A 24,692-nucleotide genomic window follows, 5' to 3' on the forward strand; every position below is an offset into this window, starting at 1 on the left:
ATACGATCCACTCAATTATTTGAGTGGATCTGTTTGTTTTTTATTTATTTGCAGCAGTCTCTATGTGACGAAACAATAGATGAATTAAAACCCTTTACGCAACCAGGTTGTGGCAAGATCAATTGCTCCGCGCGCAGCTTCAGTTTTAGCTAAGGCGTTGAGCATCACGAAATCGTGAATGATACCTTGGAAACGTACGGCAGTGACCGGAACACCGGCTTCACGAAGTTTATTGGCATATGCTTCTCCCTCGTCACGAAGTACATCAGCTTCAGCTGTGATAATCAATGCAGGCGGAAGCCCTTGAAGCTGCTCAGTAGTTGCACGTAGAGGTGATGCTGTAATTTCAGCACGATCGTTCGAATTGGTTGTGTACTGATCCCAAAACCACATCATCGCGTCCTTGCGTAAAAAGTATCCTGTAGCAAACTGGTGATAGGATTCCGTATCGAAAGAAGCGTCTGTTACCGGATAGAAAAGTAATTGTTGCCGGATATTCAAGTCACCGCGTGCTTTGGCCATTAGCGTGACAGCAGCAGTCATATTGCCGCCAACACTATCACCTGCAATTGTTAGACTCTCGGGAATCATGCCGTTCTCACGGCCATTTTCAGATGCCCATTTCACTACTGCATAGATTTCTTCAATGGCTGTCGGATATTTTGCTTCTGGAGATAAGGTGTAATTTGGAAAGATAATAGCAGCTTGTGCTCCAACTGCTAGCTCACGGATGAGCCGATCATGTGTATGCTCATTACCAAATACCCAGCCGGCCCCATGAATGTACACGATGACAGGAAGGTGCGCAGGCGCATTCTGTGGGCGCATTATTCTTACTGATACCTGTCCGCTCGGTCCTCCTGAAATCATAATATCTTCAATATCAACTGGCAGTTTATCAATTGGGTCAGATTGAACATCATCTACAGCTTCTCGTCCTTTCTCAGGTCCAAGATCGAATAGATAGGGTGGGTTCGCGGTTGCTTCTGCAAATTCTTGAGCTTCTTTTTCTAATTGTACTCTCTTTAGCATAAATCTCTCTCCTTATATATGTTTTGTTCATTATTTTTTTATTCCATTACCTATTGATCTCGGCCTCTTTCGTCTTACATTGCTGTTGTAATGATTTGTACATCAATATTTCCGCGAGTAGCTTTAGAATATGGACATACTTGATGAGCTGCATGTGTTAATTCTTCCGCTTGCTCTTGAGATACCCCTTGAATTTCCACCTCCAAAACAACTCCGAGTTTATAACCATTATCACTTTCATCTTTTAATAAACTTACTTTACCAGTAACTGCTGATTCGATTTTTAATCGTTTTCTTTGGGCTGCTAAATGAAGAGCACTGTCATAACAAGCTGAATAGCCTGCTGCAAATAATTGTTCTGGATTTGTAGCCGTGGATACTTGATTTGGTTTTGGCATAGCTAAATCCAAATCAATAATAAGATCATTAGATTTTACATGACCTTCTCTTCCGCCTTTTGTTGTAGCTTCTGCTGTAAAATATACTGTCATCATCAAACACCCCTATAAATTAAATTTAACACAATTGAATTTTAACCAATCTAAATAGCATTGTCAATTAAATTTTTAAAAATTAAATTGTTCTCAATTGAAAATCGCAATTAATATCCTCTAAATTATTGATTAGACTAAAATGAAGAACAGTGATTAATTAAATTGTTAGTCATTCAATTTTACTTAATGTAATTCTTGTGCTATTATGTGTAACAATGAATATAAATATTGTGAGGGATTTAACATGAAGAATGATGATAAATTACTGTTAAGTAATCATCTATGTTTTGCGATTTATGCAGCTTCCCGTGAAATGATAAAGTTATACCATCCTCTCTTAAAAGAATTAGGAATTACTTATCCGCAGTATTTGGTTCTTCTTGTTTTATGGGAGAAGGAAAAAATATCTGTTAAAGGTTTAGGCGAAGAATTATATCTAGACTCCGGAACATTAACTCCAGTTTTAAAACGACTTGAGGAGCGAGGTCTTATTATAAGAGAGCGTTCAAAAGAGGATGAACGAAGTGTAATTATTACGTTAACAACTGAAGGGAATGAGTTTAAAGAAAAAGTCACAATGATACCTAATGCAGTATTTGATAAAACCGGTTGTAATGAAGAAGAAATTAAAAGTTATAACAAGGAAATTCGTAATTTACTTAACATGCTGACAACTGAGCAATAGTTATGAATATAGATGGTGGGCCCAGCGGGTGAATAACTTGCGGAGGTTCAAGTCCTCTCAGCCGCATCAATGATACCAAGGGTTTTGATACCCTTGGTATTTTTTGTTTATAAAAATTTATCTGTTACTGTCCACTTACTTATAGTAGGTCGTATGATTTATCAGTCACCTTCATCCTTCTGCTGACTGGTGCGGCGGTAGTAAATATGATAATGATTAATGAAGTGATGAAGCAGGAGAAGAAAGTCAGAAAAGTAATGTGAGGATTCAGATGAGTACAAGAGAGATAACGCTATAATTTGTGTATATATGACGGGAAGTATATTCAGCTTGCGTTTTATCAGCCAGAAGAAAGTTCTCGCAAGCTTACTACTTAAAAAGCTATTTTTTCAATCAAAAAATCAATATCAATACGGGGCTGGATTCAATATGATCCAGTCCCTTTTTGTTTTCAGTCTGATAAAAGATTTTCCAGGGAGTTATTTAACAATTATTGATCGATTTTTCTTTTTCAATAATATCCTTTACCACATCCTCAATTGTGATATGCCCAAGAGCTTTTTCCAAGGCAGATTGGGCGATTTCAAATATTGGACCAATTGTACTTTGAATGTTCCGGCCTACAGGACATTGAGGATTGGGATTTTCATGTATACTAAACAATTCTTTATCTTGAACAACATTAACTGCTCTATAAACATCAAGTAAGGTGATTTCAGTTAAATCCTTCGCTAATTCGGCTCCTGCAATACCTGGCCGTACATTTACTAAACCTGCTTTTTTCAGCATCCCCATAATTTTTCTTATTAAGGCGGGATTTGTATTTACACTCCCAGCTAAAAATTCAGAAGTGCTAATTCCGTCTTCATTTATTTCAACAAGAGCCAATATATGAATTCCTACAGCAAAACGGCTGCTAATAGACATGATTTCTTCACCATCCTAATTACTTTACACTCTTTATAGTACACTTGTAACTGAATATATTACAAGTTTATTTTACTCTAATATGCTCAATTAACAAGATGATAAACGTATTGACAAATATACATGATGTAACTAAAATGATTACATGTAATCAATGTGGTTACATTTAAAAATGTTGAATTATTAGGAGGACTGGAAATTGAAAATTGGAATCATTGGTGCAACCGGAAAAGCTGGAAGTCTTATCTTGAAAGAAGCGGTAAGCAGGGGACATGAAGTAACTGCAATTGTAAGAGATGCTGCAAAACTTAAAGAGGAAAAGATTGCTATCATTGAAAAAAATATAATTGATCTTACATCGGATGATCTAAAAAAGTTAGATGTAGTTGTGAATGCCTTCGGAGCTCCATTAGGAGAAGAACAGGCACATGTAGATGCTGGCCGGGCATTAATTAGGGCATTAAAAGGAATGGGTACAAGAGCCGTAATTGTAGGCGGAGCAGGGAGTCTTTATGTAGATGAAAATAAAACTGTCAGTGTAATGGATACACCTGATTTCCCGGAGATTTTTATTCCAACAGCTAAAGGGCAAGGTCGTAACTTGCAAGAGCTAAAGGAAACTTCTGATATTAACTGGACATTTATCAGTCCTTCAGCGGTATTTGACCCAGACGGGAAAAGAACTGGATTTTATCAGTCAGGAAAAGATCATCTTCTTGTGAATTCGAAAGGCGAAAGTTATATCAGCTATGCAGACTATGCAATTGCAGTATTGGATGAAATCGAAAATCCAAAACATATAAATGAACGCTTTACAGTTGTTGGAGAAGCTGAATAAGTTATTGAGCAGAAACAAAGGCTCTCAGCCGTCATCTCAATGATACCAAGGGTTTTGACACCCTTGGTATTTTTTGTTGTAAGTGCATTTGGCATTAAAAAAGTGCTGATCTCTGCACAAAATCTTTGCGCGAGTCTGCACTTTTATTCTGCAAGGTACACTGCCCATTATCATCGATTAGTTTTTAATCCGTTCCTAGCCGAGCTGATACTTGGCTTTTAGAAGTTTTTTTTAAGTGGTTAAAACCAACAAATTTTTTGCCTTCTTCATCCCATAGGCGGAACTTTAACGACTTAAGACTTGTTGCCAGTGTGATGGTCGGAACGTTTTGCAATGGTTCAGTGTTGTTATGTGCGATTTCAAGCTTATAGTTTGGGACTCTTGGGCTTAAATGATGAACATGATGGAAACCGATATTGCCTGTTAACCATTGCATGACTTTTGGAAGCTTATAAAAAGAGCTTCCTTCAACTGCCGCTTTTACATATTCCCACTGCTCATCTTCTTCGAAATATGAATCCTCAAACGTATGCTGAATATAAAACATCCAAATTCCGAGGGATCCCGATATCATAAAAATTGGCGTCTGGACCAGCAGAAAGTTTTTCCAGCCGATAGCCCAACATAAAAGTGCGGCCAAAGCGACGATCCCCAGGTTGGTTACATATGTATTCATCCGTTCTTTGCGTTTTGCCCCTTTACGATTAAAACGATTGGTAATCCCGAAGACGTAAATCGGTCCGATAATAAACATAACAAACGGATTTCTGTACAAACGGTACATTATTTTTGTCTTAGTTGAGGCTTCTTTATATTCCTCAACAGTCAGTACCCAAATATCGCCCGTACCGCGTTTGTCCAGGTTGCTGCTGGTCGCATGATGGACAGAATGATCATGTGCCCAATGATCAAACGGATGCAGAGTCAGAATTCCTGTAATTGTTCCAAGGATTCGATTCGCCTTTCGGTTCTTAAAAAATGAATAGTGGCAGCAATCATGAAAGATAATGAAGGTTCTCACTAAAAAACCTGCTGCAACGACAGAAATCGCTAATGTAAGGATATAAGAAATCGACAAGCTCTTATAGGCCAAACACCATAACAGGAAAAATGGCACCAATGTGTTAATGATTTGATAAATGCTTTTTTGTGAATCGGACTTTTCGTAAGGGGTAACCAGTTTTCTCAAAGTCCTTAGGTTTTGTTCATTCATTTTTAAAAGTTTCCCCTTCCCTGATGTTCTTAATCTAAGTATAGAAAACGTTTTAGGCCTTTGAAGTCCCAGCTGTCATCCTCCCTGTATAATAAGTATCTTTCCTCATCCTATGTAAAATGATTGAAGGTCAGAAAATGATCTCCATCTCGATTAAATCTTTATGAGCAATGGCCAGCCGGGATACAAAAAGCGTATGAAGATTATACCCAGCTCTTTATCGGGCCAAACTCTCTCCATGCTCCCCTATGGGGATCGGTTTATTTAGACCGTAAACATTCATTGTTTGAAGAACAAACATTACAGTATACCTGAGTGATCGTTTGGAAACATCTTTTAGAAACAAAGCTATACCAGTGAACAGCCCTGCTTTTAAAAGAATATCTTGTACTTGAACAAGAAACAGCTGAGCTTTTTTGAAGACACTCGTGATCCATTTTCACGGTGTTTTCAAACCATCGTTATTAGTAGGCATCTTATTTTGCACTGGTATCGACACGTTTAACAAAATGAAACATGATATTAATTTGCAGTTATTTCCGTTTCGTGTTATGATAAAGGAGAATTATTTTTGTTCGTGTAAAGGATAGTATGAATATCGACTTTTCGTCTTGATGATACTTTGGGCAAGGATAGTAATACAATGTGTAACACACTAGGAGGCAACAAAAATGGAACAAGGTACAGTTAAATGGTTTAATGCAGAAAAAGGTTTTGGATTTATCGAACGTGAAAATGGAGACGATGTATTCGTACACTTTTCTGCAATCCAAAGTGACGGATTCAAATCTTTAGACGAAGGTCAAAAAGTAACGTTTGACGTTGAGCAAGGTGCTCGTGGAGCTCAAGCTGCTAACGTTCAAAAAACTGCTTAATCTTCAATCGTTTATACAAACAGGCTCTTTATATAGGGCCTGTTTTTTTATGTTCTCTGTATAATACTGAATAAAAAACCCTACTCAACGTTCGAGTAGGGACAGATGCTACAAGGTAAAAAAAAGGTTTAAAACCTCAAAGGATTGTTTACAGTATAACATAACGGATTGACGATATGTGGAATATATATAAATGATTTGTAACGGTATGTTATTCTTTGTTACAATTCGCATATCTCTTTTATGAAAAGAAGATAAACAATTGCTATTCACTGTGGAAGCAGTTGTAAGAAATTCTTAAAGATAAAGAGGAGAGGGGTTGTTTTTTCTTCTGGAAATAATCACTTAGACCTAAAACAATGAAAACCCTGCCTCTCTTCCATCCTTACGTCTCCTTGTCCGTGCCAGTGTGAATCAGGATTACAAAAATCAAGTGACTATTCCATCGAGTTTTTGATAAAAATTCAAATGTTCGTTGAAGAAATTTAAAAATAAGACAGATTAGATTGCAGGAGTAATAAAAGAGGTTAATGTTCTAAAAGTAAGTTGAAGAAGTTAAACGTCTAATCGTAATTTTCCGAAAACTTAAGGATGTTTTGGAAAGCAAACATTATCTAACCTTAACAGAAACTTTTTATTTGATTTTCAGTGATTCCTTTAATAACTTCCAGTTCACTAATCAAAAATTCATATGCACTATCCAACATTTTTTTCTCGCTTGCATTAAGTGCTTTTTCTTTCTTCATACGCATTAAATCACGTACAACTTCAGCACCTTCTTGGATTTTACCCGTTTTTATTTTGTCTGTGTTTACTTTATATCTTTGTTTCCACGGCAGCAACTTATCTGATTCTCCATGCTGAAAAATGTGGATAATGTGTTTTAATGCAAGTATATCAGTAACTGGTCGTATATTTAAACTCATTATTTTACGCGTTGGAATCATAACTGTCATATGACTGATTGACATTTTTATGACATAATAATGTTCTTTTTCCTCTAAGAATTCTTTTTCTTCTATGGCTTCAATTATACCTGCTCCGTGCATTGGATAAACAATGTTATCGCCAATTTGAAACATATCATCCACCTCCATATATGGTAACTCAACTTAAGGTTAACATATATGGAAAGCGATATCAAATTTATAATAATAACATGATAATTTTTTGGTGTCAATAACTTTTTTTAAAAAAACAACATCAAAACAAAAGGGGGGCTTTGAGATTCCAAAAAAAAGGGAAGGTTGATTGGCCCATCTTAGAATCTCGACTAATGATCAGAGTTCAGTTTTTCATTAAAATGTGTTATTAAATATTCATTAGGAGTTCATGACTTGACATTAATGACATGTTTGCAATCTATATGGGCACAATTTAATCACCGATTTTTAACCATTACAAGCTGCTTCTTCAAATCTTTTATTTCACGTTTTTTAGCTTCTTCTTTTTTGATCTTTAAATAAGCTTTAGATTGCTTTTCGATATCGCCTTTTTTCTTATGTATGTCACTGTCGCGATATAGTGAATGGGTGTAGCATTTTTGCCCTTACCTGTTGACTCCTGTAACTTTTGAAAGTCTGCTTTAATGAATTGTTCGTTAGGTTCAGTCAGTGCATATTCAGTTTTTAAGTGTTCGTCCACATCGTCTATTTTATCAACCGTCTTTTTCCGTTTGTTTTCGGCAGAAGAGAGCTCATCCTTAAAAGTCTCTGTTGAAAATAAATCAAGTGGAAGAATTTCATCGATCTCATTCAGAATATCTTTCATTGCTTTCTTCTGCTCGGACATCATTGCTTGTGATTTTCTATATGCGTTTGTCAGTTCGTGTTCTAAGAAGGATTCTTCGACATATGCATCGGATAAGCTGGCATGTTCCAGCACATCGGAAATGCTAAAGGAAAACAATCTTCATTTCAATGAAATCAATCCATTGATCGGCGACACCTGTGTGATCGTGAAAAAATGCTTTAAATATTGTTTGCTCCCGTCCCAGAGAACTCACAATCATCAAGATCAGCAACAGCCTTAAATGCTTTTTTAAATTAATCATTTGATTTTTCAATTCTTTATAATCTTTTTGGCGACTTAATAACCAAATATCACCATAGGTAAGTTATGGGCTTCCCAAAAAATTGTTGAAGGATAGGTAATAAATTGAACGTAATGGGAATAGAAGTGGGAAAGTAAGGGTGGTTTTTGTTAACTAATTATGGTTAACCCAACTTATCCAAACATATAGAAATGATGAATGTGGAGTTAGAAAGTGCAATGCAACAAACCTTCATTACAAGTGAAATGGATTTACAATTTTGAGTGCCTTTTTGAAACACACCTGAATTTTTGGTGTGTTTTTGAACGTATCCATACGTGTCACCTAAAGGAAATGAATAAGATGTGGAATTTTTAAAAAATTTTTTATATACTGGAATTAAATCATTAAGGGATTGAAATGAAAAAGATTTATTAAACCGGACTTATGTATTCATGGTTCCTTAATGGAAGGATTAAATGATGAAGCCAGATGGGCATTAGAAGAGCTGAAAAAGCACTATCGGAAGTGTCTTCAGGAGTAGTTCTAAAACCTGGTGACCTTATTATATTAGACAACCATTTAGCGGCACATGCTCGAACGGCCTTTAAACCAAAATATGGGGAAAGACAGATGGTTACAAAGAATGTTTGCTGTAGCTGATAGTAATAAATCAAGTGCAAGTCGTTCTATTAAAAGTCATGTATGTATGCTTTTAAAAATCGAACTTGAATTGCAAAAATAATGGACAGAGTGATCAAACTATTTATTGAAAAATAGTTTGATCACTCTTATTATTTACCATTATGGGGGGATTTTATAAGTGGAGGATATTAATTTTTATACACTATTAATAGTAGTATGTTTCGGATTTCTTGCTTCTTTTATTGACTCAGTAGTGGGAGGAGGAGGACTGATCTCTATACCAGCTTTGTTATTTTCAGGTCTCCCGCCTTCAGTTGCTATCGCTACTAATAAGTTAGCCAGTACAATGGGTACATTAACGAGTACGATTTCCTTTATAAGATCAGGAAAAGTTAATTTTCAGTTAGTATCTAAATTGTTTCCGATTGTTTTTATAGGGTCCTTATTGGGTGCATTAGTTGTCAATTTTATTTCATCTGAATTATTAAAACCATTAATATTAATTCTTTTAGTAGGTGTAGCTATTTACACTATTTTGAAGAAAAACTGGGGTAATGAGTCTACTTATAAAAAACTGACTTGGAAAAAAGCCATTCTTTTTTCTTTTGTAATATTCGCTATTGGTTTTTATGATGGATTTTTAGGTGCAGGAACGGGTTCATTTATTTTATTTGCCTTTTTGATTATAGGCTTCGATTTTTTACAATCTGCAGGAAATGCAAAATTTCTTAATTTCGGCAGTAACATTGCAGCTCTAATTATGTTTCTTTTTCTTCATAAAATTAATTTTTTATATGGTGTACCAATGGGTATATCAATGATATTAGGAGCGCTTGTGGGATCTAACTTCGCAATTAAAAAAGGTGTAACCTATGTGAGAATGTTATTTATTTTAGTTACTGTTATCTTAATAGGAAAAAATATCTTTGATTTTATAATGCATTATTGATGATGGCGATATGAGTATTTCTGTTGCAGTCTGCATACTAATTAATAGGTAAAGAAAGTCGAAAAGGTATACGAAATTCGTCATACAAATTAAAGTTTTGAATGAAAGAGCAGGATTACTCCTGCTCTTTTTTCTTTCTGATTGGGCTAGATTAAACGCAGACGGTTATTCCTTGAGAAAAACAAAAAAAATTTCTTCTATCCATTGATTAGCTTGGCTTTAGCCGGGTTTCTATCACCCTGTTGGGCTTGTCAGGTTTTAAAAAGGTATGCTACGTTTATAATGTTTTGTTTCACCTGATTGCGGGGTAATAAAGATAGGATCAGTAAATAATTCTTAGGAATGACCTCAATCTTTCTGCAACACATAATAAACATATTGGAAGACGTAATGGAAGAACTAAAATAAAGGTTTAGGATACTCTGAAGAAATAAAAGTTTTTTTTCGATTGTGATAATATTCACAATAGAGCTTATGAAGGGGAATCATTTCTCCAAACAGTCTGCAGAAAATACCAACCACAGCCCAAGGATATATCACTAACCACTTTGGCTTGTATTATCTGTTGGTTGTTTCTCTTTTTGTTGCTGTTTGTATTATTTTTAATCCAATCGGCAAAAATAAGTTAAGAAAACCAGCGAAAAAACTGAATTTCATCCTTCCTCCCTGGTTTACAATGTTATTTGGCGCTGAGATGGATATTGGTCCAGTCTTTTAAGGTCCAGTTGAACCCATCGCCACTATGCCATTAGCTCTCCATCAGGTGAAACAGAAACCCCCAGACTTTTAGAGAAGCATTACGCTATACATTCTGGGACTGCACGCTTGGACCGTTTATCCGCTTGTATCATGTGGATTTGATCATTAAGGAGTTGATATTATTAAATGAAGTTCAACAAGAAAAAAATTAACGTTGTAGATATTCAAAAAGCGAAGAAAAGCGTGTTTGCTACAGGGATAGGAAACGCGATGGAATGGTTTGATTTTGCTTTATATTCTTATTTGGCAGTTATTATTAGTAAAAACTTTTTCAGTCCGGTTCAAAACGATGAATTAAAGTTAATATTTACTTTTGCTACATTTGCAATTGCCTTTTTACTTAGACCGGTAGGCGGAATTATTTTTGGTAAAATGGGTGATAAATTTGGCCGGAAAATGGTATTAACAATTACTATTTTAATGATGGCTTTATCTACTTTAATAATTGGTGTACTTCCTACCTATGATCAGATTGGTGTATGGGCCCCTATATTATTACTCTTAGCTCGTATTCTGCAAGGTTTTTCTGTGGGTGGAGAGTACGCTGGTGCAATGGTATATATCGCAGAATCTTCTCCAGATAATAAACGTATAAGGTTAGGCAGTGGTTTAGAAATCGGTACATTATCTGGCTATATAGTAGCTTCTGTTTTAGTTACAGTACTTTTCTGGGCTTTATCTGATGTTCAAATGAATAGTTGGGGATGGAGGATTCCTTTCTTCTTAAGTATTCCAATTGGATTATTTGGTTTGTATTTGAGAAGTCATTTAGATGAATCACCAATCTTTGAAAATGACATCTCTGAAAACCAAGAACAACAACCAGGTTTATTAGAAGTAATTAAAACATATAAAAAAGATATCTTTTTATGTATCGTATTTGTGGCGTTTTTCAATATAACCAATTACCTATTGTTAGGTTATATGCCTTCTTATTTAGATGAGAACCTTGGTATAAGTGATAATATAAGTACACCGGTTACAGCAATTGTGTTGATTATTATGGTACCGTTCGCTTTAACTTTTGGTAAACTGGGAGATAAATTAGGAAATAAAAAAGTTATAACAATTGGATTAGTATTAGGAATTGTATTTTCGATTATCTCTTTCCAATTTCTTAATATGGGGAATATAACATTCTTATTTATAGGACTTTTATTGTTAGGTATTGTATTATCTGTATATGAAGGTACTATGCCAGGATCTTTACCTACGTTGTTCCATACTGACATTAGATATCGTACATTATCCTGGACATTCAACTTATCGGTTTCTATTTTTGGCGGAACAACACCTTTAGTTGCTTCTTGGTTAACCCATGTGACAAGAAACAATTTGGCGCCAGGTTTCTATTTATTAGCAGTCAGTTTAATTGGCTTAATAGTGGTGTTAACCTTATTTAAAGATACTTCAGGTAAATCTTTAAAAGGTTCTTACCCAACAGTTGCTTCTAAAGCTGAGTTTCAAGAAGCTGTTGAAAATCCAAAAGATTCACTGTGGTGGAAAATGGAGCAAACAGAAAAGGAATGAAAAAAGCATCCATTTAATTGACCGACTACTCGACATACAGACTCAGAATAAGCTGGGATTATCCCAGCAGCAATGACAGCAGCTTCTCGATCGTCATTATTTTATTGGTTGTATCCTAATAATAAAACATTGACGCAAGAACGAAGAGAAATTAAAAGGTCCAAGCAATACAGCAAAATAAGAAGCAAGAAGCTTTGTTATGCCAGTTCTTCTCCCGAAGGAGAGCTGGCTTTTTATTTTCTATATGGGGAACTTGTACGCTAACTAATAATCCTATTAAGGCATGTCCTTTCAAGGTATCTTAGAAGAACAAGAGGGGTTCATTGTCATCCTGACCAAATTGTAATCACTTCAGGTGCAACCCAAGGACTTTCCCTTATAGCAAAATTGTTATTGTCACCGGGTGATGAAGTCATTATTGAAGATCCTATTACACATGAAATTCAAACTATTTTTTCATCACCCGGCAGCTCGCTTTACCCTATACCAGTAGATCATAATGGGATGCGAACGGAGCTGCTGCCCCACGATAAAAAACCAAGTTTTGTATTTGTTACTCCGTCTCATCAATTCCCAATCGGCGGTACATTAACAATTCAACGCCGTATTCAATTAATACAGTTTGCGCGTCAATCAAATTGTTATATCGTAGAGGATGATTACGATAGTGAATTTCGATATAAGGGATCACCTATAAGTTCTCTTCAGGGGTTAGACCCGTCAAGAGTTATTTATATCGGTACATTCAGTAAGATCTTATCACCGGCACTGCGTCTTGGATATTTAGTTCTTCCGCCGTCCCTCGTTGAGAAGTGTAAGAATCTAAAATGGTTTACAGATCTTCATACCTCTTCCTTGGAGCAGCTTACACTTGCAAACTTTATTGAGGATCGTTATCTAGAACACCATATTAGTAAAATGAAAAAAGTGTATAAGAAACGTCGTGAGGCTTTAAAACAAAGCCTGAACCGTGAATTTGGAGATGAGGTCAAGATATTTGGAGATTCGACAGGTCTTCATTTAATAGCCAGTTTTGAAAATGTCATTTTTTCTGAACAGGTGCTGAAAAAGTTAGATCAGCATAAAATTAAAATTTACCCGGTTGAACTCCATGCGATCCAGAAAGGGGTTCATAAAAACAAAATTATTTTAGGTTACGGAAATTTAGCTGAGAAAGAAATAGAAGAAGGGATACGAAGATTGAAGGCTGCTTTGTCTGCAAAAGCATTAACAATATAGGCGCTGTACTTAAAGTTTAGTTATCTGAAAATTTCAATTAAAGATCAGTCTAACATGCGGCATACTATGATATATTTCCAAAAACCTCGAATGAAAAAAATCCCCGCTAAATAGGGGAGGATCATTTCGGGATGAAACGAGTAGAAGAGCTGGTTTCAAGAATGTTTTGCTTCATCTGTTTTAAAAACGTCACTATCTCTGTGAAGGTTTAAGCCGTCTCGGCAGCATCCCAATGATACCAAGGGTTTTACGCCCTTGGTATTTTTTTGTTGCGCCCGACTGTGACAGGTACATGATCCTTCATTACTTTTTTGAATGTAACTTCCCCGCATTATTCTTCTTTTAACATTGAATACTTTCGATACGCTTTATAGAAACTGATGCCGAAGATAACAGCCATAAGGGCGGGAAGCGACCTCAAAATGGCAAATGGAGTTTCAAATAAAAATGCTTTCCAAAACATTGAGCCTTCCATACTCCACAGGCCTTCAGCTAAATATAAACCTGAATCCTTGTAAAACATATAAGAAATAAACAAACACAGGAAACCAAAACTTGATGAATAACTCATTAATCTTTTATAATAATTACTCTTTGATTGGCGATCCGAGAAGATTTCATTTTGACCATCATCTTCTTTTTGCCAATATCGAGTTCCAAGCCCCCAAGGGCCATTTATATAACTCCAGCCGAAGTCTTCATAAATTCCTTTGTAATCTTTGAACTTTTTGTTTGATAAATAATCTTGATAATCCACTCGCATTACATATCTCTTATCGGTTTTTTCGAAGGTGTATATTCCTAATCCGCTAATATTTGTACAACGATAGCCGTTTTGTAATTGCTCGTTCAGCCATTGCTCCTCTTTTTCAATATCAAAAAACATCTTAAATTTCTTCATTCGATTCACTTCCTTCGTACAGGGATAAAATATGCAATAACCTGTTTTGTTCCATTTTCAAAATGGCGCTTCCTTCCGCAGTTATCATATAGACTTTTCTCCGGCCCGACTCTCCGACAGGCTCAATCCAGCCATGCTTATTCAAATTTTCAATCGCGCCGTATAAAGTGCCGGCCGCTAATATAACAGTACCGTTACTCATCTTTTCTATCTTCTGCATGGCGGCATAGCCATGAAGCGGCTCACGCAGAGCTAATAAAATGTAATGCATGGTTTCAGACAGCGGTAATAATTTATGTTTCATATCCTCACCCTCTATTCAGTTCGACTATATAGTTCAACTTTATAATAATGTAATACAGTTCAACTGAATAGTCAATGAGTTTTTCAAAATTTGTAAAAGGAACTTGAAGTAAAAAAGAATTTATGGCGGTGCATAACGGTTCTCCGATGAAACAGTGCCGTTTATTTTCAATGTGTTTTTTAGAAATAAAAGGTGCTCATTACAAAAAAGGTAGAAGGATTGAAAAATATAGTTGACTTAAGCAACTGTCTCGATTACGATGAAAAAAAGTTGCTTAAGTCAATCATTTGGAGGAGGAACATCAATTTGGAAACAAAACGTGTTTTGGCATTCAGACAATTTAATAGATTTTATACAGATATTTTGGGTTTTCTGAATGAACATATTTATGACAGTCCATTCTCTTTAACAGAAACCAGGATTTTATACGAAATTTATAATACGCCAGATTGTACAGCAAAAATCATTCAAGAAAAATTAGACCTGGACAGAGGATATGTAAGCAGAATTATCAGAAAATTAGAAAAGGAAGGCTTCATATATAAGCAAAAATGCAGAGAAGACGCACGTAATCATTTCCTTTATGTCACCGAGTCAGGGAAAAGTCTTTATAAAAGTCTGGAGAAAAAAGCCAATCAGCAAGTTGAATATATCCTTGAATGCATAGACAAAGAGGAACAAGAAAAACTTGTAGAATCAATGGAAACCATTCAAAACATTTTGCAGCATTCTTTTTATGATAAAGAATCTCCGATTTCAATAAGAGACTATTATACTTCAGAGGATGTCAAAAACATAATTGAAAAACAGCGATTATTTTATGCCAAATCCCATGGGTGGGATGACACATTCTTATCTTATCTTCGCGATACGTTTAAAGCTGATATTGAAAAAATATGGGTGGCAGAAAGCGGGAATCAATTTGCGGGTTGTATCGGCTTAGTGAATGACGATGAAAAAACAGGACAGTTAAGATGGTTTTTAGTCGATCCGTCTTTTCAAAGAAAAGGTGTCGGCAGCCGTCTGATGAAGGAACTTGTTCAATATTGTAAAGAAAATGGATACGAGCGCATATTTCTTTGGACGGTAAAAGACATGTCAACAGCCCGGCCATTGTATAAAAAAACCGGATTCGAAATGACAGAAGTTCATGAAGAGAAACCTTTATGGGGATCAAATTTAATAGAAGAGCGCTGGGATTTGGAATTATAAATAAGAGTGAGGGGGGATAGGATGCGAATAAAATATCACTACGCATGGATCATTGTTTTTGTCAGTTTTTTAACCTTATTAGCGGTTCAAGGGGCACGTCTTTCATTTGGAGCTTTTGTTGAACCGTGGGAAAAAGATTTTTCCATGAACAGAGGAACAATCTCCCTTATTTCTACTCTGAGTTTTATCATATATGGCATATCTCAGCCCATAATAGGGAGGCTGGTTGATAAATTAGGCCCCCGAATGATTTTGTCAGTCAGCACTTTCTTGGTCGGGCTTAGCTTTATTTTAACTTCTTTTGTGAATCATCCATGGCAATTATTTATCCTTTACGGAATTGTTATCTCCATCGGTGTTGGAGGGGCATCTAATGTAGCCGCAACAGTTGTGGTTACAAATTGGTTTAATGAAAAACGCGGGCTTGCTTTTGGCATTATGGAGGCGGGGTTTGGCGCTGGTCAGATGCTTCTTGTTCCCGGCTCTCTCATTTTGATTCAATGGTTTGACTGGAAGTTAACTGTAGTGATTTTGGGTCTGCTTTTAATGGTTATTGTGTTTCCTGTCATCCTGTTATTTTTACGGAATCATCCCGGCGAGATGGGGTTATCTCCTATGGGCGGCTTGATGAAAGAAGAAGCTGGAAGTGGGCAGCATACGACCCGCATTTCTGTTTGGGAAGTATTTTGCAAGAAACAATTCTGGTTTTTAATATTACCCTTTGCGATATGCGGTTTTACAACTACAGGTCTGATGGATACTCACCTTATTCCTTTTTCCCATGACCATGGGTTTTCAACAAGTGTAACCAGTGCTGCAGTTAGTGTGTTGGCGGGATTTAATATTTTGGGGATAATCATTTCAGGAATTGCGGCAGACCGCTGGAGCAGTAAAAAGATGCTTATTCTTTTATATGTCATCCGCGCATTATCAATTTGTATCCTGTTATACAGTCATCATCCGGTCATATTACTTATTTTTGCAACTCTGTTTGGACTGGTTGATTTTGCAACTGTAGCTCCTGCCCAAATGTTAGCCACGCAATATTTTAAGCAATATTCAGTTGGTTTTATTTTAGGCTGGTTATTCCTGAGCCATCAGATAGGATCGGCGCTGGGCGCTTATGTACCGGGTTTTCTTTATAGTGAATTGGGTAACTATGATCTTTCTTTTTATTTCTCAATTATTATTTTGTTTGGGGCGGCAATATTTACTTTCTTACTGCCTGAAACAGTGAAAATAAAAAAAGAGCAAAAGCCGGAGACCGATTCAGTTTCATATTAATCAGTCCTCTCTGGCCGCATCTAAAAATACCAAGGGTTTTTCCACCCTTGGTATTTTGTCTGTTCTTATTTGTTGTTCCAGTTTTTCTCTATGAATTCAATCGCAGGCTGTAAGTTGGTTTTGTTCGCAATTTCAATGACAGCGGGAACGACGGCAGGGTCCGTTTTGGAGAAGTTCGGAATCCGCGGATCTAATCGGAAAAAACGATCTCCCAGAAGATTCGCACTGACCATGGATTCATAGTAACCATTTCCGCCAGCAATTATCTGAAGAAATGGCAGTAAAGGTTCATTAGGCGACCTGTCCAAAAGGACTCCCCAATTTGGAGGAAGGTTCTTCAGATTTTCGGGACGTATGTTATCTGCACTTACCATTCCCCATCCCCTCGTATCTCTTCTTAACCGGGTCGGGGCTTCACCTGTTCCGATGGACAATACCGCAATTTGATCCAATGGCACGTTGGCTTTACCAACTGCAAACGCGATACTGGCTGTACTGGGGTTCGTTGCTACTACATATCCGTCCACGTAGTTTTGATAGGCGCGTTGCGTCGCAGGGGCACCGCTGCTCCGCAGTATGACATCACTCACTTTCTCATTTAAATAGGGAGAGCCGGGAAAGTTGTGAAATAATACAGGAGTCCAACGATCCAGTTTTGGAGAGTATAATTTAAATGAAGGGACAACAATTCGCTTTCTTAAATCTTTGAGACGAAGATCTGCCGGGAAAAAATTCCGTACCGCTTTAATAAAACCGGAATATGGTAATTGTTGATTGAAAACGGGTCCGCCCGGCCGGGAAACGCTGAATGCGGGCAGGATTTTTTCCTTAAAATAGCGGAATGTCTCATGCGGCGATCTTCCGCTGGCTAATGCAAGGGCAGTGAATGAACCGATTGAATTTCCTGAAAACACGTGGGTTCGGCTTATTAAAGTGGGATTTTGTTTAACCAGTCTGTTCAATAGCTGTAAACTTAAAGCACCTAACGTACCTCCCCCATCAAAGGTCATGATCCGATATTTTGCCAAAGCTGATGTCTCCTTTCTAATGAAAACTATCATTCAGTATATGCTCAACCAGAGTCTATTGTATGGATGAATGAAGATCTCTTTATCTTAAAAATTTATCAATCCAGCGGGTTGGGAAATAATATCTTCTTTATTTGAAGAGGTTTTTCCGGGAAGAAGGAGAATGATTTAAAAATAAGTGAGACGGCGAAGCATTAAGTTATGGACAGGTATATCTAAGGAAAGATGGACTGGCGCCCGGATTCCGAAGCCATGTCGTGTAAGGAAATGATAAGACATGTTTTAGAAGCAGAATGTCTTTATCATCAAATTTTACTAAAACATATGAATGAGACTTCAGAGGAATCTGCTAATCCTTATGAATCAAAAACGTTTACCACAGCAGCCGAAGAATTAGAATTTGCAAAACCGTTTCGGACCGAGTTTTTGACATTCATCAAATCTTTAAATGAAACCGATTTAACAAATATAAAGATTGATAGGTCTGATGTTGGGTACGTCCGTGAACTGGGGGACATGTTATTAAGGATTGCTTATCATGAGTCAGTACATACCGGTCAGCTTTTAGACTATCTCAGAACTGCTGAAGTGGAGCGGCCTTTCATTTGGGACTAGTTAAAATCAGGAGAAGAACAAAGGCGGACATATGATGTCTTTAGTTTTACACGGGAAGGAGAAAGAATGAATTATAAACCGATTAATTTTCAAGAGAAATTAGCTGCATTCCAAGATCAATGGTCTCCAAAAGTAATTGCTGAAATGAATGATTATCAATTTAAACTTGTTAAAGTACAAGGGGACTTTGTTTGGCATAAGCATGAGGAAACAGATGAGGTCTTTATTGTGATTGAGGGGAATTTAATCATTGAATTTCGGGATGGAGAAGTAAAATTAAATGAAGGTGAAATGTTTGTCATTCCGAAAAATGCTGAACATAAACCTTATGCAGAATCAAAGTGTAAAATTTTGCTTGTAGAGCCTAAAGGTGTTGTGAATACCGGGGAAGAAATAACTGATCAAACAGCTGAAAATGATGTCTGGATCTAGCCTGTAGTGATAAACCGAAATTAAGAAAGGTTTAAGTTTAAATATTGAAAAATTTTGTTAATATTATAATACATTGTTTGGAAATTTTATCATTTGATAAGGAGTTTTCTAATTGCGTTGGAGTAAATGGTTCAATATTTTTTGTATAGTTGCATTGGGATCAATATATGGTTATAAATTATTGACTAACCAAGAAGTGAACACTACTCGTTTAATAATAGCTTCAGTAGTTGTCTTGTGGAACATTGTTGGACTTTTTAGCAAAGAACCGGTAAAACAAACACAGCAAGCAAATTAAAAGTCAAAAAAGTCGGTACAGAAGGAGGCTGCAGCGTGCAGCACTCTCAGCCTCACAAAAAACCAAGGGTTCAGCCCCTTGGTTTTTTTTGTGGTTTTCGCAGCTTATTATTTTTCAAGTTTATTGCAGGCATCCAGAGTCTGTTGTATGGATAAATGAAAATAGCGGCTGAAATGTGCTGGTTAACCAAATGAATAGTCCAAGCTGGAGTCTTTTATCTACATAGTATGAAGAGATTAAAAAATATGAGAAGGAGTGGTAGTTCATGTATTATAACCCAGGTGAAAATCACGTTCAGAAAAAACCATACGACGAAGCCTGTGACCTTGGCCATGATTTTGATATGGCGGAAGACGAAGCAAGAGCAGAAGCTGCAAGAGAAGCAGAAGCGAGAGCAAGAGCGGAAGAGGCAATAGCAAGAGCGGAAGAAGCAAGAGCCAGAACAGCAGAAGCAGAAAGACTAGCAGCAGAAGCAAAGGTAAAAGCGGCAAAAGCAGCAAAAGCAGCAGCAAAAGCGAAATGTAAAAAACATCATAAGAAAGAGAAAAAACATGATTGCAAACGGAAACACAAGAAGAAAAAATAAGAGAAATTCCGTCCCAAGGCTGCAAAAACGATAAAGAAAAAGATTCTTGTTGGAGGATCAAACAGGAAGATTACTCAGCTGGTGCGGCGAAAAGGGCGCATAGCAGGGCAAACAAAAACTTTCCTATGAGCTTTCATAGCCAAGTCAGTATATCACGCCAATCATATTAAAAAGATAGGAGAGACAAGAGTTTCGGCAACTTGCCGCTCTTGTCTTTTTTGTGTTTTTATATCATCTTCGCGTATTTGTATTTATTTTTAAGTCAGCAGATCATCCGTCTAAGAATTTGTCCAAATCCTGCATATACTGGAATCGGAATCAAATGTTTATGAGGAGTGAAACAGATGGGATCAGCACAGTTAACAGGGCGCGTCATCTTCAAAGGGGACCCCGGCTATGCACAGGCGGTTAAGAATTGGAACCCTTATGTTGATGTCTGTCCGCTTGTCTTTGTTTTTGCACAAAATTCATACGATGTAAGTAATGCGATTAAATGGGCGCGTGAGAATAATGTGCCTTTGCGTGTCAGAAGCGGCCGCCATGCTCTGGATAGAAACCTTTCAGTCGTAAGTGATGGAATAGTTATTGATGTGAGTGACATGAATAAAGTTTTATTAGACGAAAAAAACGCGATTGCAACCGTTCAAACTGGCATTCACGTCGGCCCGCTTGTGAAAGGATTGGCCCGGGATGGTTTTATGGCTCCGTTTGGAGACAGCCCGACAGTGGGAATCGGAGGAATTACGATGGGCGGCGGATTTGGAGTGCTTTCACGATCAATCGGCCTGATAAGTGATAACCTTCTCGCACTGAAAATGGTAGATGCAAAAGGCAGGATCATTCAAGCAAATCAATCTCACAATGAAGATTTACTATGGGCTTCCAGAGGCGGCGGGGGAGGCAACTTCGGATATAATACCCAATACACGTTCAAAGTTCACCGTGCTCCTAAAACCGCAACCGTCTTTAATATTATTTGGCCATGGGAGCAGTTGGAGACGGTCTTTAAAGCTTGGCAAAAGTGGGCGCCGTTTACAGACGAACGATTGGGGTGCTACCTTGAGATTTACAGCAAAGTAAATGGCTTGTGTCATGTGGAAGGATTGTTCCTCGGTTCAAAACCTGAGCTGATTCAATTATTAAAACCTTTATTAAATGCCGGAACCCCGACACGGACAATTATCAAAACATTATACTATCCGGATTGCATAGATTTCCTGGACCCTGATGAACCGATCCCGGGAAGATCTGATCAGAGTGTTAAATTCTCCTCGGCGTGGGCGCTAAATCTTTGGCCGGAAAAACCTATTTCAGTGATGAGACAATTTTTAGAAAAAGCCACCGGAACAGAAACAAATTTCTTTTTTATCAATTGGGGCGGTGCGATAAGCAGAGTTCCCAGCAGCGAAACAGCCTTCTTTTGGCGCCGGCCATTGTTTTATACGGAATGGACGGCCAGTTGGAAAAATAAATCACAAGAAGCCTCGAACCTTGCATCAGTTGAAAGAGTGCGTCAGCTGTTGAAACCATATGTAACAGGTTCATACGTCAATGTTCCGGATCAGAATATTGAAAATTTCGGAAAAGCATATTATGGCTCAAACTTTGCAAGGCTTCAAAGAATAAAGGCGAAATACGATCCCGAAAATGTATTTCATTTTCCGCAAAGCATCCCGCCATCGTATAAATAGTTTGATCGTTTTGGGAAACAAAATAAAAAACACACCAGAACATTCAGGTGTGTTTTTATTGTTGCTATAAAATTTGGTTATTCACTTGCATCCCAGTGCGGATTCCAAACGATTTCCCATAGGTGCCCATCGGGGTCTTGGAAGTGACCGGAGTACCCGCCCCAAAAAGTATCATGAGCGGGATCAGTTATCGTCGCTCCTGCCTGTTTTGCCTGTTCCATGACTTTATCGACTTCAGCTTTACTCGTAACATTATGTCCTAATGTAAATTCTGCCGGGCTTGGTGCAGTTAAAGCAACGTTTGTCTCATGTGCGATGTCTTTACGATTCCAAATGGCCAGTTTCAGTCCTGTTTGTAAGTCAAAAAAGGCAACGGCGCCATGTTCAAACTCTTTTCCGACTATTCCCTCAGTAGGCAGTCCGAGGCCGTCCCGATAGAAGCGAAGTGATCGTTCCAGATGATCTACGCCTAAAGTGATGACTGTAACCCGCGGTTTCATAAAAATATAACCTCCCAAGCTGATGATAAGAAAATGATATCAAGTTTCATTATTGCGTTGCAGCATCATATAGAAAAAGATTTTGACATTTCAGTAAAGAATCTATATATTCATATATGAGCACATAATCATATATGATTATTTTTGTGTACATGTTAGAATGCTTCATAACAGAAAAGGAATAATAAATGCAGGAGGAGATTTTTTATGGGTCACAATCACAATCACGCCGGCGGGTCCAATAAGAAGGTTTTATTGATCTCTTTTATCGTGATTACAGGTTATATGATAATAGAAGCTATAGGCGGATTTGTAACCAATAGTTTAGCGCTTTTGTCAGATGCCGGTCATATGCTGAGTGATTCAATCTCATTAATGGTTGCTCTGATTGCTTTTAAATTGGCCGAAAAAAAGGCAAGTCATAATAAGACATTCGGCTATAAACGATTTGAGATTCTCGCAGCTGTGATAAACGGTGTTGCCTTAATATTGATTTCCCTTTATATCATTTATGAAGCAATCAAACGTTTCTCTCATCCGCCAGAAGTGGCAACAACCGGCATGCTTATCATTAGTATCATCGGGTTAGCTGTGAATATATTGGTCGCTTGGATTATGCTGAACGGCGGAGATACAAAGAATAACCTGAACATAAGGGGAGCTTATTTACATGTAATAAGTGACATGCTCGGCTCTGTAGGTGCCATTCTGGCTGCGGTGCTTATCATCTTCTTCGGGTGGGGCTGGGCAGACCCATTGGCCAGTGTCATTGTAGCTGTTCTTGTTTTAAGAAGCGGTTACCATGTGACGAAAGATTCCATTCACGTATTAATGGAAGGAACCCCGGAAAATATTGACGTGACTGACATCATCCATACGATTGAAGAGACAGAGGGCATTCAGCATATTCATGATTTACATATATGGTCTATCACCAGCGGATTGAATGCTCTTTCCTGCCACGCTGTTGTTGACGATCAGCTGACCATTTCAGAAAGCGAAAGTATTTTACGCAAAATTGAACATGAGCTTGGAGATAAAGGTATTACGCATGTAACGATTCAAATGGAAACAGCAGCGCATAATCACGACAATGCAATCCTTTGTCAGGCAAAAATTGAGCAGACGGACGGCCACCATCATCATTAAAGGAGGAGATAGGGACTCACTTTGTCTCTCTGACAATTAAGATAAAACCGGAGGGGGATTCAGATGTACGACACGATAGTAATCGGAGCCGGTCAGGCAGGAATCTCAGCAGGATATTATCTAAAGAAGTCGAAACAAAAGTTTATCATTTTAGATAAAAGTCATGAAGTGGGAGAAAGCTGGAAAAACCGGTATGACTCATTGGTTTTATTTACTTCTCGAATGTACAGCTCTTTGCCTGGAATGCATCTTGAAGGAGACAAGCATGGGCTCCCTTCAAAAAATGAAATTGCTGCTTATCTGAAAAAATATGTTGAAAGATTTGAAATCCCGATCCAATTACGGACAGAAGTAATAAGTGTCCAAAAATTAAACAACTATTTCTTAATAAAAACAAACCGGGAAGATTATCAAACGAAGAATCTTGTGATGGCCGCAGGTCCTTTTCATACCCCTAACATTCCATCAATATCAAAGGATGTAGCCGGTCATATTCATCAATTACATTCTTCACAATATAAACATTCAAAACAACTGGCGCCTGGGAATGTACTGGTAGTCGGCGGCGGGAATAGCGGGGCTCAGATAGCTGTTGAATTATCCAAAGAAAGAGTTACATATTTGTCTTGCAGTAATAAACCGGTTTATTTCCCTTTATGGATTGGAAAAAGAAGCATCTTTTGGTGGTTTGATAAATTAGGAGTTTTACATGCAAGTCATACATCAATATTAGGCAAGTTCATTCAAAAGAAAGGCGACCCCATATTTGGGTATGAATTAAAACATGCAATAAGACAGAAGAAGATCATTTTAAAACAAAGAGTCATAGCCGGAAAGCAAAATGAAATCATTTTTAAAGATTCATCTTCATTAGAAGTAAACAATGTTATTTGGGCAACTGGTTTTAAGAATCCGCTTTGGTGGATGAAAATAGAAGGTGTTTTGGATAAGGAAGGCCGAATTATACATCACCGGGGTGTTTCAGCTGTGAAAGGATTGTACTTTATTGGTTTGCCTTGGCAGCATAGGCGAGGTTCAGCGCTGCTTCAAGGTGTAGGAAATGATGCTGAATACATTGTAAAACAAATGAACGGTGGATAGACTGAGGAGAGCAGTAACTTACGGGTTTACTGCTCTTTTTTGTATTGAATAAGTCCAGTTATGTGACTGTGTAAAGCCGAAAAAATCTTTTGACTTATTAAGTAAGAAGATCCCTGACTCACTGATTGTGCAACATTCTGACGTACTTCCCGAGCTAACTGCGCGGCACGTAAGGAAACCCGCCAAAAACGCTGTTTTAATCGGCTTGTTGAACAGAAAATACAATATCTCTTGGTTGTCGAAATGGTGAGTGCATACCCCGGGCAGATTCAAGTTTCCCGGCTGCAACAGTGTTACCAAGAGTTGCAGACCTTTGGTATTTTTTATGCAAACAGGTTTTGTGGCCGTTTCTGCTGTGGCACACTCTCATTAC

At 37.5% G+C, this 24,692-nt stretch carries 23 protein-coding genes and 4 pseudogenes; 17 read left to right on the forward strand and 10 right to left on the reverse strand.

Going from position 1 to position 24,692, the window contains the following annotated elements:
* Nucleotides 1-84: 84 nt before the first annotated feature.
* Together ACH32G_RS16670 and ACH32G_RS16675 are read right to left on the reverse strand one after the other, a co-directional pair.
* Nucleotides 85-1,032: an alpha/beta hydrolase gene (locus ACH32G_RS16670; RefSeq protein WP_448814598.1), complete on the reverse strand. Its 948-nt coding sequence runs from the start codon at nucleotides 1,030-1,032 to the stop codon at nucleotides 85-87.
* Nucleotides 1,033-1,106: 74 nt separating this feature from the next.
* Nucleotides 1,107-1,526 carry an organic hydroperoxide resistance protein gene (locus tag ACH32G_RS16675; protein WP_029575264.1) on the reverse strand — a complete coding sequence of 140 codons (420 nt, stop codon included), beginning with the start codon at nucleotides 1,524-1,526 and terminating at the stop codon, nucleotides 1,107-1,109.
* Nucleotides 1,527-1,770: 244 nt separating this feature from the next.
* On the opposite strand from ACH32G_RS16675, the gene ACH32G_RS16680 reads away from it, so the two are divergent.
* The gene (locus ACH32G_RS16680; RefSeq protein ID WP_024714431.1) at nucleotides 1,771-2,211 is read left to right on the forward strand and encodes a MarR family winged helix-turn-helix transcriptional regulator; all 441 of its coding nucleotides are present in this window, start codon (nucleotides 1,771-1,773) and stop codon (nucleotides 2,209-2,211) included.
* A gap of 483 nt (nucleotides 2,212-2,694) precedes the next feature.
* Here the strand turns inward: ACH32G_RS16680 and ACH32G_RS16685 are convergent, their stop codons facing one another.
* Complete coding sequence (locus ACH32G_RS16685; RefSeq protein ID WP_047478184.1) at nucleotides 2,695-3,138, reverse strand: Rrf2 family transcriptional regulator; 444 nt, start codon at nucleotides 3,136-3,138, stop codon at nucleotides 2,695-2,697.
* Nucleotides 3,139-3,337: 199 nt separating this feature from the next.
* Here ACH32G_RS16685 and ACH32G_RS16690 point away from each other — a divergent pair, with 199 nt between their 5' ends.
* On the forward strand, nucleotides 3,338-3,976 hold the full coding sequence (locus ACH32G_RS16690; protein ID WP_264819701.1) for an NAD(P)-dependent oxidoreductase: 639 nt from the start codon (nucleotides 3,338-3,340) through the stop codon (nucleotides 3,974-3,976).
* A 184-nt stretch (nucleotides 3,977-4,160) separates the two neighbouring features.
* Here the strand turns inward: ACH32G_RS16690 and ACH32G_RS16695 are convergent, their stop codons facing one another.
* Nucleotides 4,161-5,189 (reverse strand): fatty acid desaturase, encoded by a 1,029-nt coding sequence (locus ACH32G_RS16695; RefSeq protein WP_448814599.1) that lies wholly within the window; start codon nucleotides 5,187-5,189, stop codon nucleotides 4,161-4,163.
* Between the two features lie 183 nt (nucleotides 5,190-5,372).
* Here ACH32G_RS16695 and ACH32G_RS16700 point away from each other — a divergent pair, with 183 nt between their 5' ends.
* Nucleotides 5,373-5,504, forward strand: a complete 132-nt coding sequence (locus ACH32G_RS16700) for a molecular chaperone TorD family protein (RefSeq protein ID WP_082083375.1) — start codon at nucleotides 5,373-5,375, stop codon at nucleotides 5,502-5,504.
* Nucleotides 5,505-5,860: 356 nt separating this feature from the next.
* Nucleotides 5,861-6,064: a cold shock protein CspC gene (gene cspC, locus ACH32G_RS16705; RefSeq protein ID WP_003156143.1), complete on the forward strand. Its 204-nt coding sequence runs from the start codon at nucleotides 5,861-5,863 to the stop codon at nucleotides 6,062-6,064.
* 620 nt (nucleotides 6,065-6,684) lie between these two features.
* On the opposite strand, the gene ACH32G_RS16710 is transcribed toward cspC, so the two are convergent.
* Both ACH32G_RS16710 and ACH32G_RS16715 read right to left on the reverse strand, forming a co-directional pair.
* Nucleotides 6,685-7,146, reverse strand: coding sequence for a CarD family transcriptional regulator (locus ACH32G_RS16710; RefSeq protein WP_016937143.1), 462 nt, complete (start codon nucleotides 7,144-7,146; stop codon nucleotides 6,685-6,687).
* Between the two features lie 320 nt (nucleotides 7,147-7,466).
* A pseudogene (locus ACH32G_RS16715) lies at nucleotides 7,467-8,165 on the reverse strand (T7SS effector LXG polymorphic toxin); the annotation flags it as partial.
* 754 nt (nucleotides 8,166-8,919) lie between these two features.
* Between ACH32G_RS16715 and ACH32G_RS16720 the strand changes: the two are divergent.
* The 4 genes and pseudogenes from ACH32G_RS16720 to pdxR form a co-directional block, all read left to right on the forward strand.
* Entirely contained in the window at nucleotides 8,920-9,690 is a 771-nt protein-coding gene (locus tag ACH32G_RS16720) for a TSUP family transporter (protein ID WP_016937142.1), read from the forward strand.
* A 481-nt stretch (nucleotides 9,691-10,171) separates the two neighbouring features.
* A pseudogene (locus ACH32G_RS16725) lies at nucleotides 10,172-10,540 on the forward strand (BCCT family transporter); the annotation flags it as partial.
* A gap of 35 nt (nucleotides 10,541-10,575) precedes the next feature.
* Complete coding sequence (locus ACH32G_RS16730; RefSeq protein ID WP_016937141.1) at nucleotides 10,576-11,979, forward strand: MFS transporter; 1,404 nt, start codon at nucleotides 10,576-10,578, stop codon at nucleotides 11,977-11,979.
* Nucleotides 11,980-12,255: 276 nt separating this feature from the next.
* Nucleotides 12,256-13,218, forward strand: a pseudogene (gene pdxR / locus ACH32G_RS16735) (MocR-like pyridoxine biosynthesis transcription factor PdxR); the annotation flags it as partial.
* Between the two features lie 331 nt (nucleotides 13,219-13,549).
* Here pdxR and ACH32G_RS16740 read toward each other — a convergent pair.
* Together ACH32G_RS16740 and ACH32G_RS16745 are read right to left on the reverse strand one after the other, a co-directional pair.
* Nucleotides 13,550-14,119: a DUF2812 domain-containing protein gene (locus tag ACH32G_RS16740; protein ID WP_016937138.1), complete on the reverse strand. Its 570-nt coding sequence runs from the start codon at nucleotides 14,117-14,119 to the stop codon at nucleotides 13,550-13,552.
* Nucleotides 14,106-14,423, reverse strand: coding sequence for a PadR family transcriptional regulator (locus tag ACH32G_RS16745; RefSeq protein WP_015416893.1), 318 nt, complete (start codon nucleotides 14,421-14,423; stop codon nucleotides 14,106-14,108). The genes ACH32G_RS16740 and ACH32G_RS16745 overlap by 14 nt, the downstream gene beginning before the upstream one ends.
* A 306-nt stretch (nucleotides 14,424-14,729) precedes the next feature.
* On the opposite strand from ACH32G_RS16745, the gene ACH32G_RS16750 reads away from it, so the two are divergent.
* The gene (locus ACH32G_RS16750; RefSeq protein ID WP_016937136.1) at nucleotides 14,730-15,635 is read left to right on the forward strand and encodes a bifunctional helix-turn-helix transcriptional regulator/GNAT family N-acetyltransferase; all 906 of its coding nucleotides are present in this window, start codon (nucleotides 14,730-14,732) and stop codon (nucleotides 15,633-15,635) included.
* Nucleotides 15,636-15,656: 21 nt separating this feature from the next.
* The gene (locus ACH32G_RS16755) at nucleotides 15,657-16,919 is read left to right on the forward strand and encodes an MFS transporter (protein WP_448814600.1); all 1,263 of its coding nucleotides are present in this window, start codon (nucleotides 15,657-15,659) and stop codon (nucleotides 16,917-16,919) included.
* A 65-nt stretch (nucleotides 16,920-16,984) separates the two neighbouring features.
* On the opposite strand, the gene cotR is transcribed toward ACH32G_RS16755, so the two are convergent.
* Nucleotides 16,985-17,947: a sporulation hydrolase CotR gene (cotR, locus tag ACH32G_RS16760; RefSeq protein ID WP_016937134.1), complete on the reverse strand. Its 963-nt coding sequence runs from the start codon at nucleotides 17,945-17,947 to the stop codon at nucleotides 16,985-16,987.
* 178 nt (nucleotides 17,948-18,125) lie between these two features.
* On the opposite strand from cotR, the pseudogene ACH32G_RS16765 reads away from it, so the two are divergent.
* The 5 genes and pseudogenes from ACH32G_RS16765 to ACH32G_RS16785 all read left to right on the forward strand — a co-directional run bounded on the left by ACH32G_RS16765 (nucleotide 18,126) and on the right by ACH32G_RS16785 (nucleotide 21,569).
* Nucleotides 18,126-18,562 (forward strand): annotated as a pseudogene (locus tag ACH32G_RS16765) (DinB family protein).
* A 66-nt stretch (nucleotides 18,563-18,628) separates the two neighbouring features.
* The gene (locus ACH32G_RS16770) at nucleotides 18,629-18,994 is read left to right on the forward strand and encodes a cupin domain-containing protein (RefSeq protein ID WP_045925202.1); all 366 of its coding nucleotides are present in this window, start codon (nucleotides 18,629-18,631) and stop codon (nucleotides 18,992-18,994) included.
* Between the two features lie 112 nt (nucleotides 18,995-19,106).
* On the forward strand, nucleotides 19,107-19,292 hold the full coding sequence (locus ACH32G_RS16775; protein ID WP_016937132.1) for a hypothetical protein: 186 nt from the start codon (nucleotides 19,107-19,109) through the stop codon (nucleotides 19,290-19,292).
* 265 nt (nucleotides 19,293-19,557) lie between these two features.
* On the forward strand, nucleotides 19,558-19,878 hold the full coding sequence (locus ACH32G_RS16780; RefSeq protein ID WP_016937131.1) for a hypothetical protein: 321 nt from the start codon (nucleotides 19,558-19,560) through the stop codon (nucleotides 19,876-19,878).
* 344 nt (nucleotides 19,879-20,222) lie between these two features.
* Nucleotides 20,223-21,569, forward strand: a complete 1,347-nt coding sequence (locus ACH32G_RS16785) for an FAD-binding oxidoreductase (RefSeq protein ID WP_047478528.1) — start codon at nucleotides 20,223-20,225, stop codon at nucleotides 21,567-21,569.
* Nucleotides 21,570-21,646: 77 nt separating this feature from the next.
* Here ACH32G_RS16785 and ACH32G_RS16790 read toward each other — a convergent pair whose 3' ends face one another.
* Nucleotides 21,647-22,069: a VOC family protein gene (locus ACH32G_RS16790; protein ID WP_047478530.1), complete on the reverse strand. Its 423-nt coding sequence runs from the start codon at nucleotides 22,067-22,069 to the stop codon at nucleotides 21,647-21,649.
* 207 nt (nucleotides 22,070-22,276) lie between these two features.
* Here ACH32G_RS16790 and ACH32G_RS16795 point away from each other — a divergent pair, with 207 nt between their 5' ends.
* Entirely contained in the window at nucleotides 22,277-23,218 is a 942-nt protein-coding gene (locus ACH32G_RS16795; RefSeq protein WP_095242159.1) for a cation diffusion facilitator family transporter, read from the forward strand.
* A gap of 63 nt (nucleotides 23,219-23,281) precedes the next feature.
* Nucleotides 23,282-24,319, forward strand: coding sequence for a flavin-containing monooxygenase (locus ACH32G_RS16800; RefSeq protein WP_016937127.1), 1,038 nt, complete (start codon nucleotides 23,282-23,284; stop codon nucleotides 24,317-24,319).
* The last annotated feature ends 373 nt before the right edge of the window (nucleotides 24,320-24,692 follow it).

The organism is Bacillus sp. CIS52 (genome assembly GCF_053545315.1).

Excerpts from the sequence above, each read along its gene's own strand:
- ACH32G_RS16710 (WP_016937143.1), bottom strand. The coding sequence starts at position 7,146 with ATGTTTCAAATTGGCGATAACATTGTTTATCCAATGCACGGAGCAGGT.
- ACH32G_RS16685 (WP_047478184.1), bottom strand. The coding sequence starts at position 3,138 with ATGTCTATTAGCAGCCGTTTTGCTGTAGGAATTCATATATTGGCTCTT.
- ACH32G_RS16680 (WP_024714431.1), top strand. The coding sequence starts at position 1,771 with ATGAAGAATGATGATAAATTACTGTTAAGTAATCATCTATGTTTTGCG.
- ACH32G_RS16800 (WP_016937127.1), top strand. The coding sequence starts at position 23,282 with ATGTACGACACGATAGTAATCGGAGCCGGTCAGGCAGGAATCTCAGCA.
- ACH32G_RS16780 (WP_016937131.1), top strand. The coding sequence starts at position 19,558 with ATGTATTATAACCCAGGTGAAAATCACGTTCAGAAAAAACCATACGAC.
- ACH32G_RS16730 (WP_016937141.1), top strand. The coding sequence starts at position 10,576 with ATGAAGTTCAACAAGAAAAAAATTAACGTTGTAGATATTCAAAAAGCG.
- ACH32G_RS16670 (WP_448814598.1), bottom strand. The coding sequence starts at position 1,032 with ATGCTAAAGAGAGTACAATTAGAAAAAGAAGCTCAAGAATTTGCAGAA.
- ACH32G_RS16785 (WP_047478528.1), top strand. The coding sequence starts at position 20,223 with ATGGGATCAGCACAGTTAACAGGGCGCGTCATCTTCAAAGGGGACCCC.
- ACH32G_RS16755 (WP_448814600.1), top strand. The coding sequence starts at position 15,657 with ATGCGAATAAAATATCACTACGCATGGATCATTGTTTTTGTCAGTTTT.
- cspC (WP_003156143.1), top strand. The coding sequence starts at position 5,861 with ATGGAACAAGGTACAGTTAAATGGTTTAATGCAGAAAAAGGTTTTGGA.
- ACH32G_RS16675 (WP_029575264.1), bottom strand. The coding sequence starts at position 1,526 with ATGATGACAGTATATTTTACAGCAGAAGCTACAACAAAAGGCGGAAGA.
- ACH32G_RS16790 (WP_047478530.1), bottom strand. The coding sequence starts at position 22,069 with ATGAAACCGCGGGTTACAGTCATCACTTTAGGCGTAGATCATCTGGAA.
- ACH32G_RS16745 (WP_015416893.1), bottom strand. The coding sequence starts at position 14,423 with ATGAAACATAAATTATTACCGCTGTCTGAAACCATGCATTACATTTTA.
- ACH32G_RS16770 (WP_045925202.1), top strand. The coding sequence starts at position 18,629 with ATGAATTATAAACCGATTAATTTTCAAGAGAAATTAGCTGCATTCCAA.
- ACH32G_RS16740 (WP_016937138.1), bottom strand. The coding sequence starts at position 14,119 with ATGAAGAAATTTAAGATGTTTTTTGATATTGAAAAAGAGGAGCAATGG.
- ACH32G_RS16695 (WP_448814599.1), bottom strand. The coding sequence starts at position 5,189 with ATGAATGAACAAAACCTAAGGACTTTGAGAAAACTGGTTACCCCTTAC.
- ACH32G_RS16795 (WP_095242159.1), top strand. The coding sequence starts at position 22,277 with ATGGGTCACAATCACAATCACGCCGGCGGGTCCAATAAGAAGGTTTTA.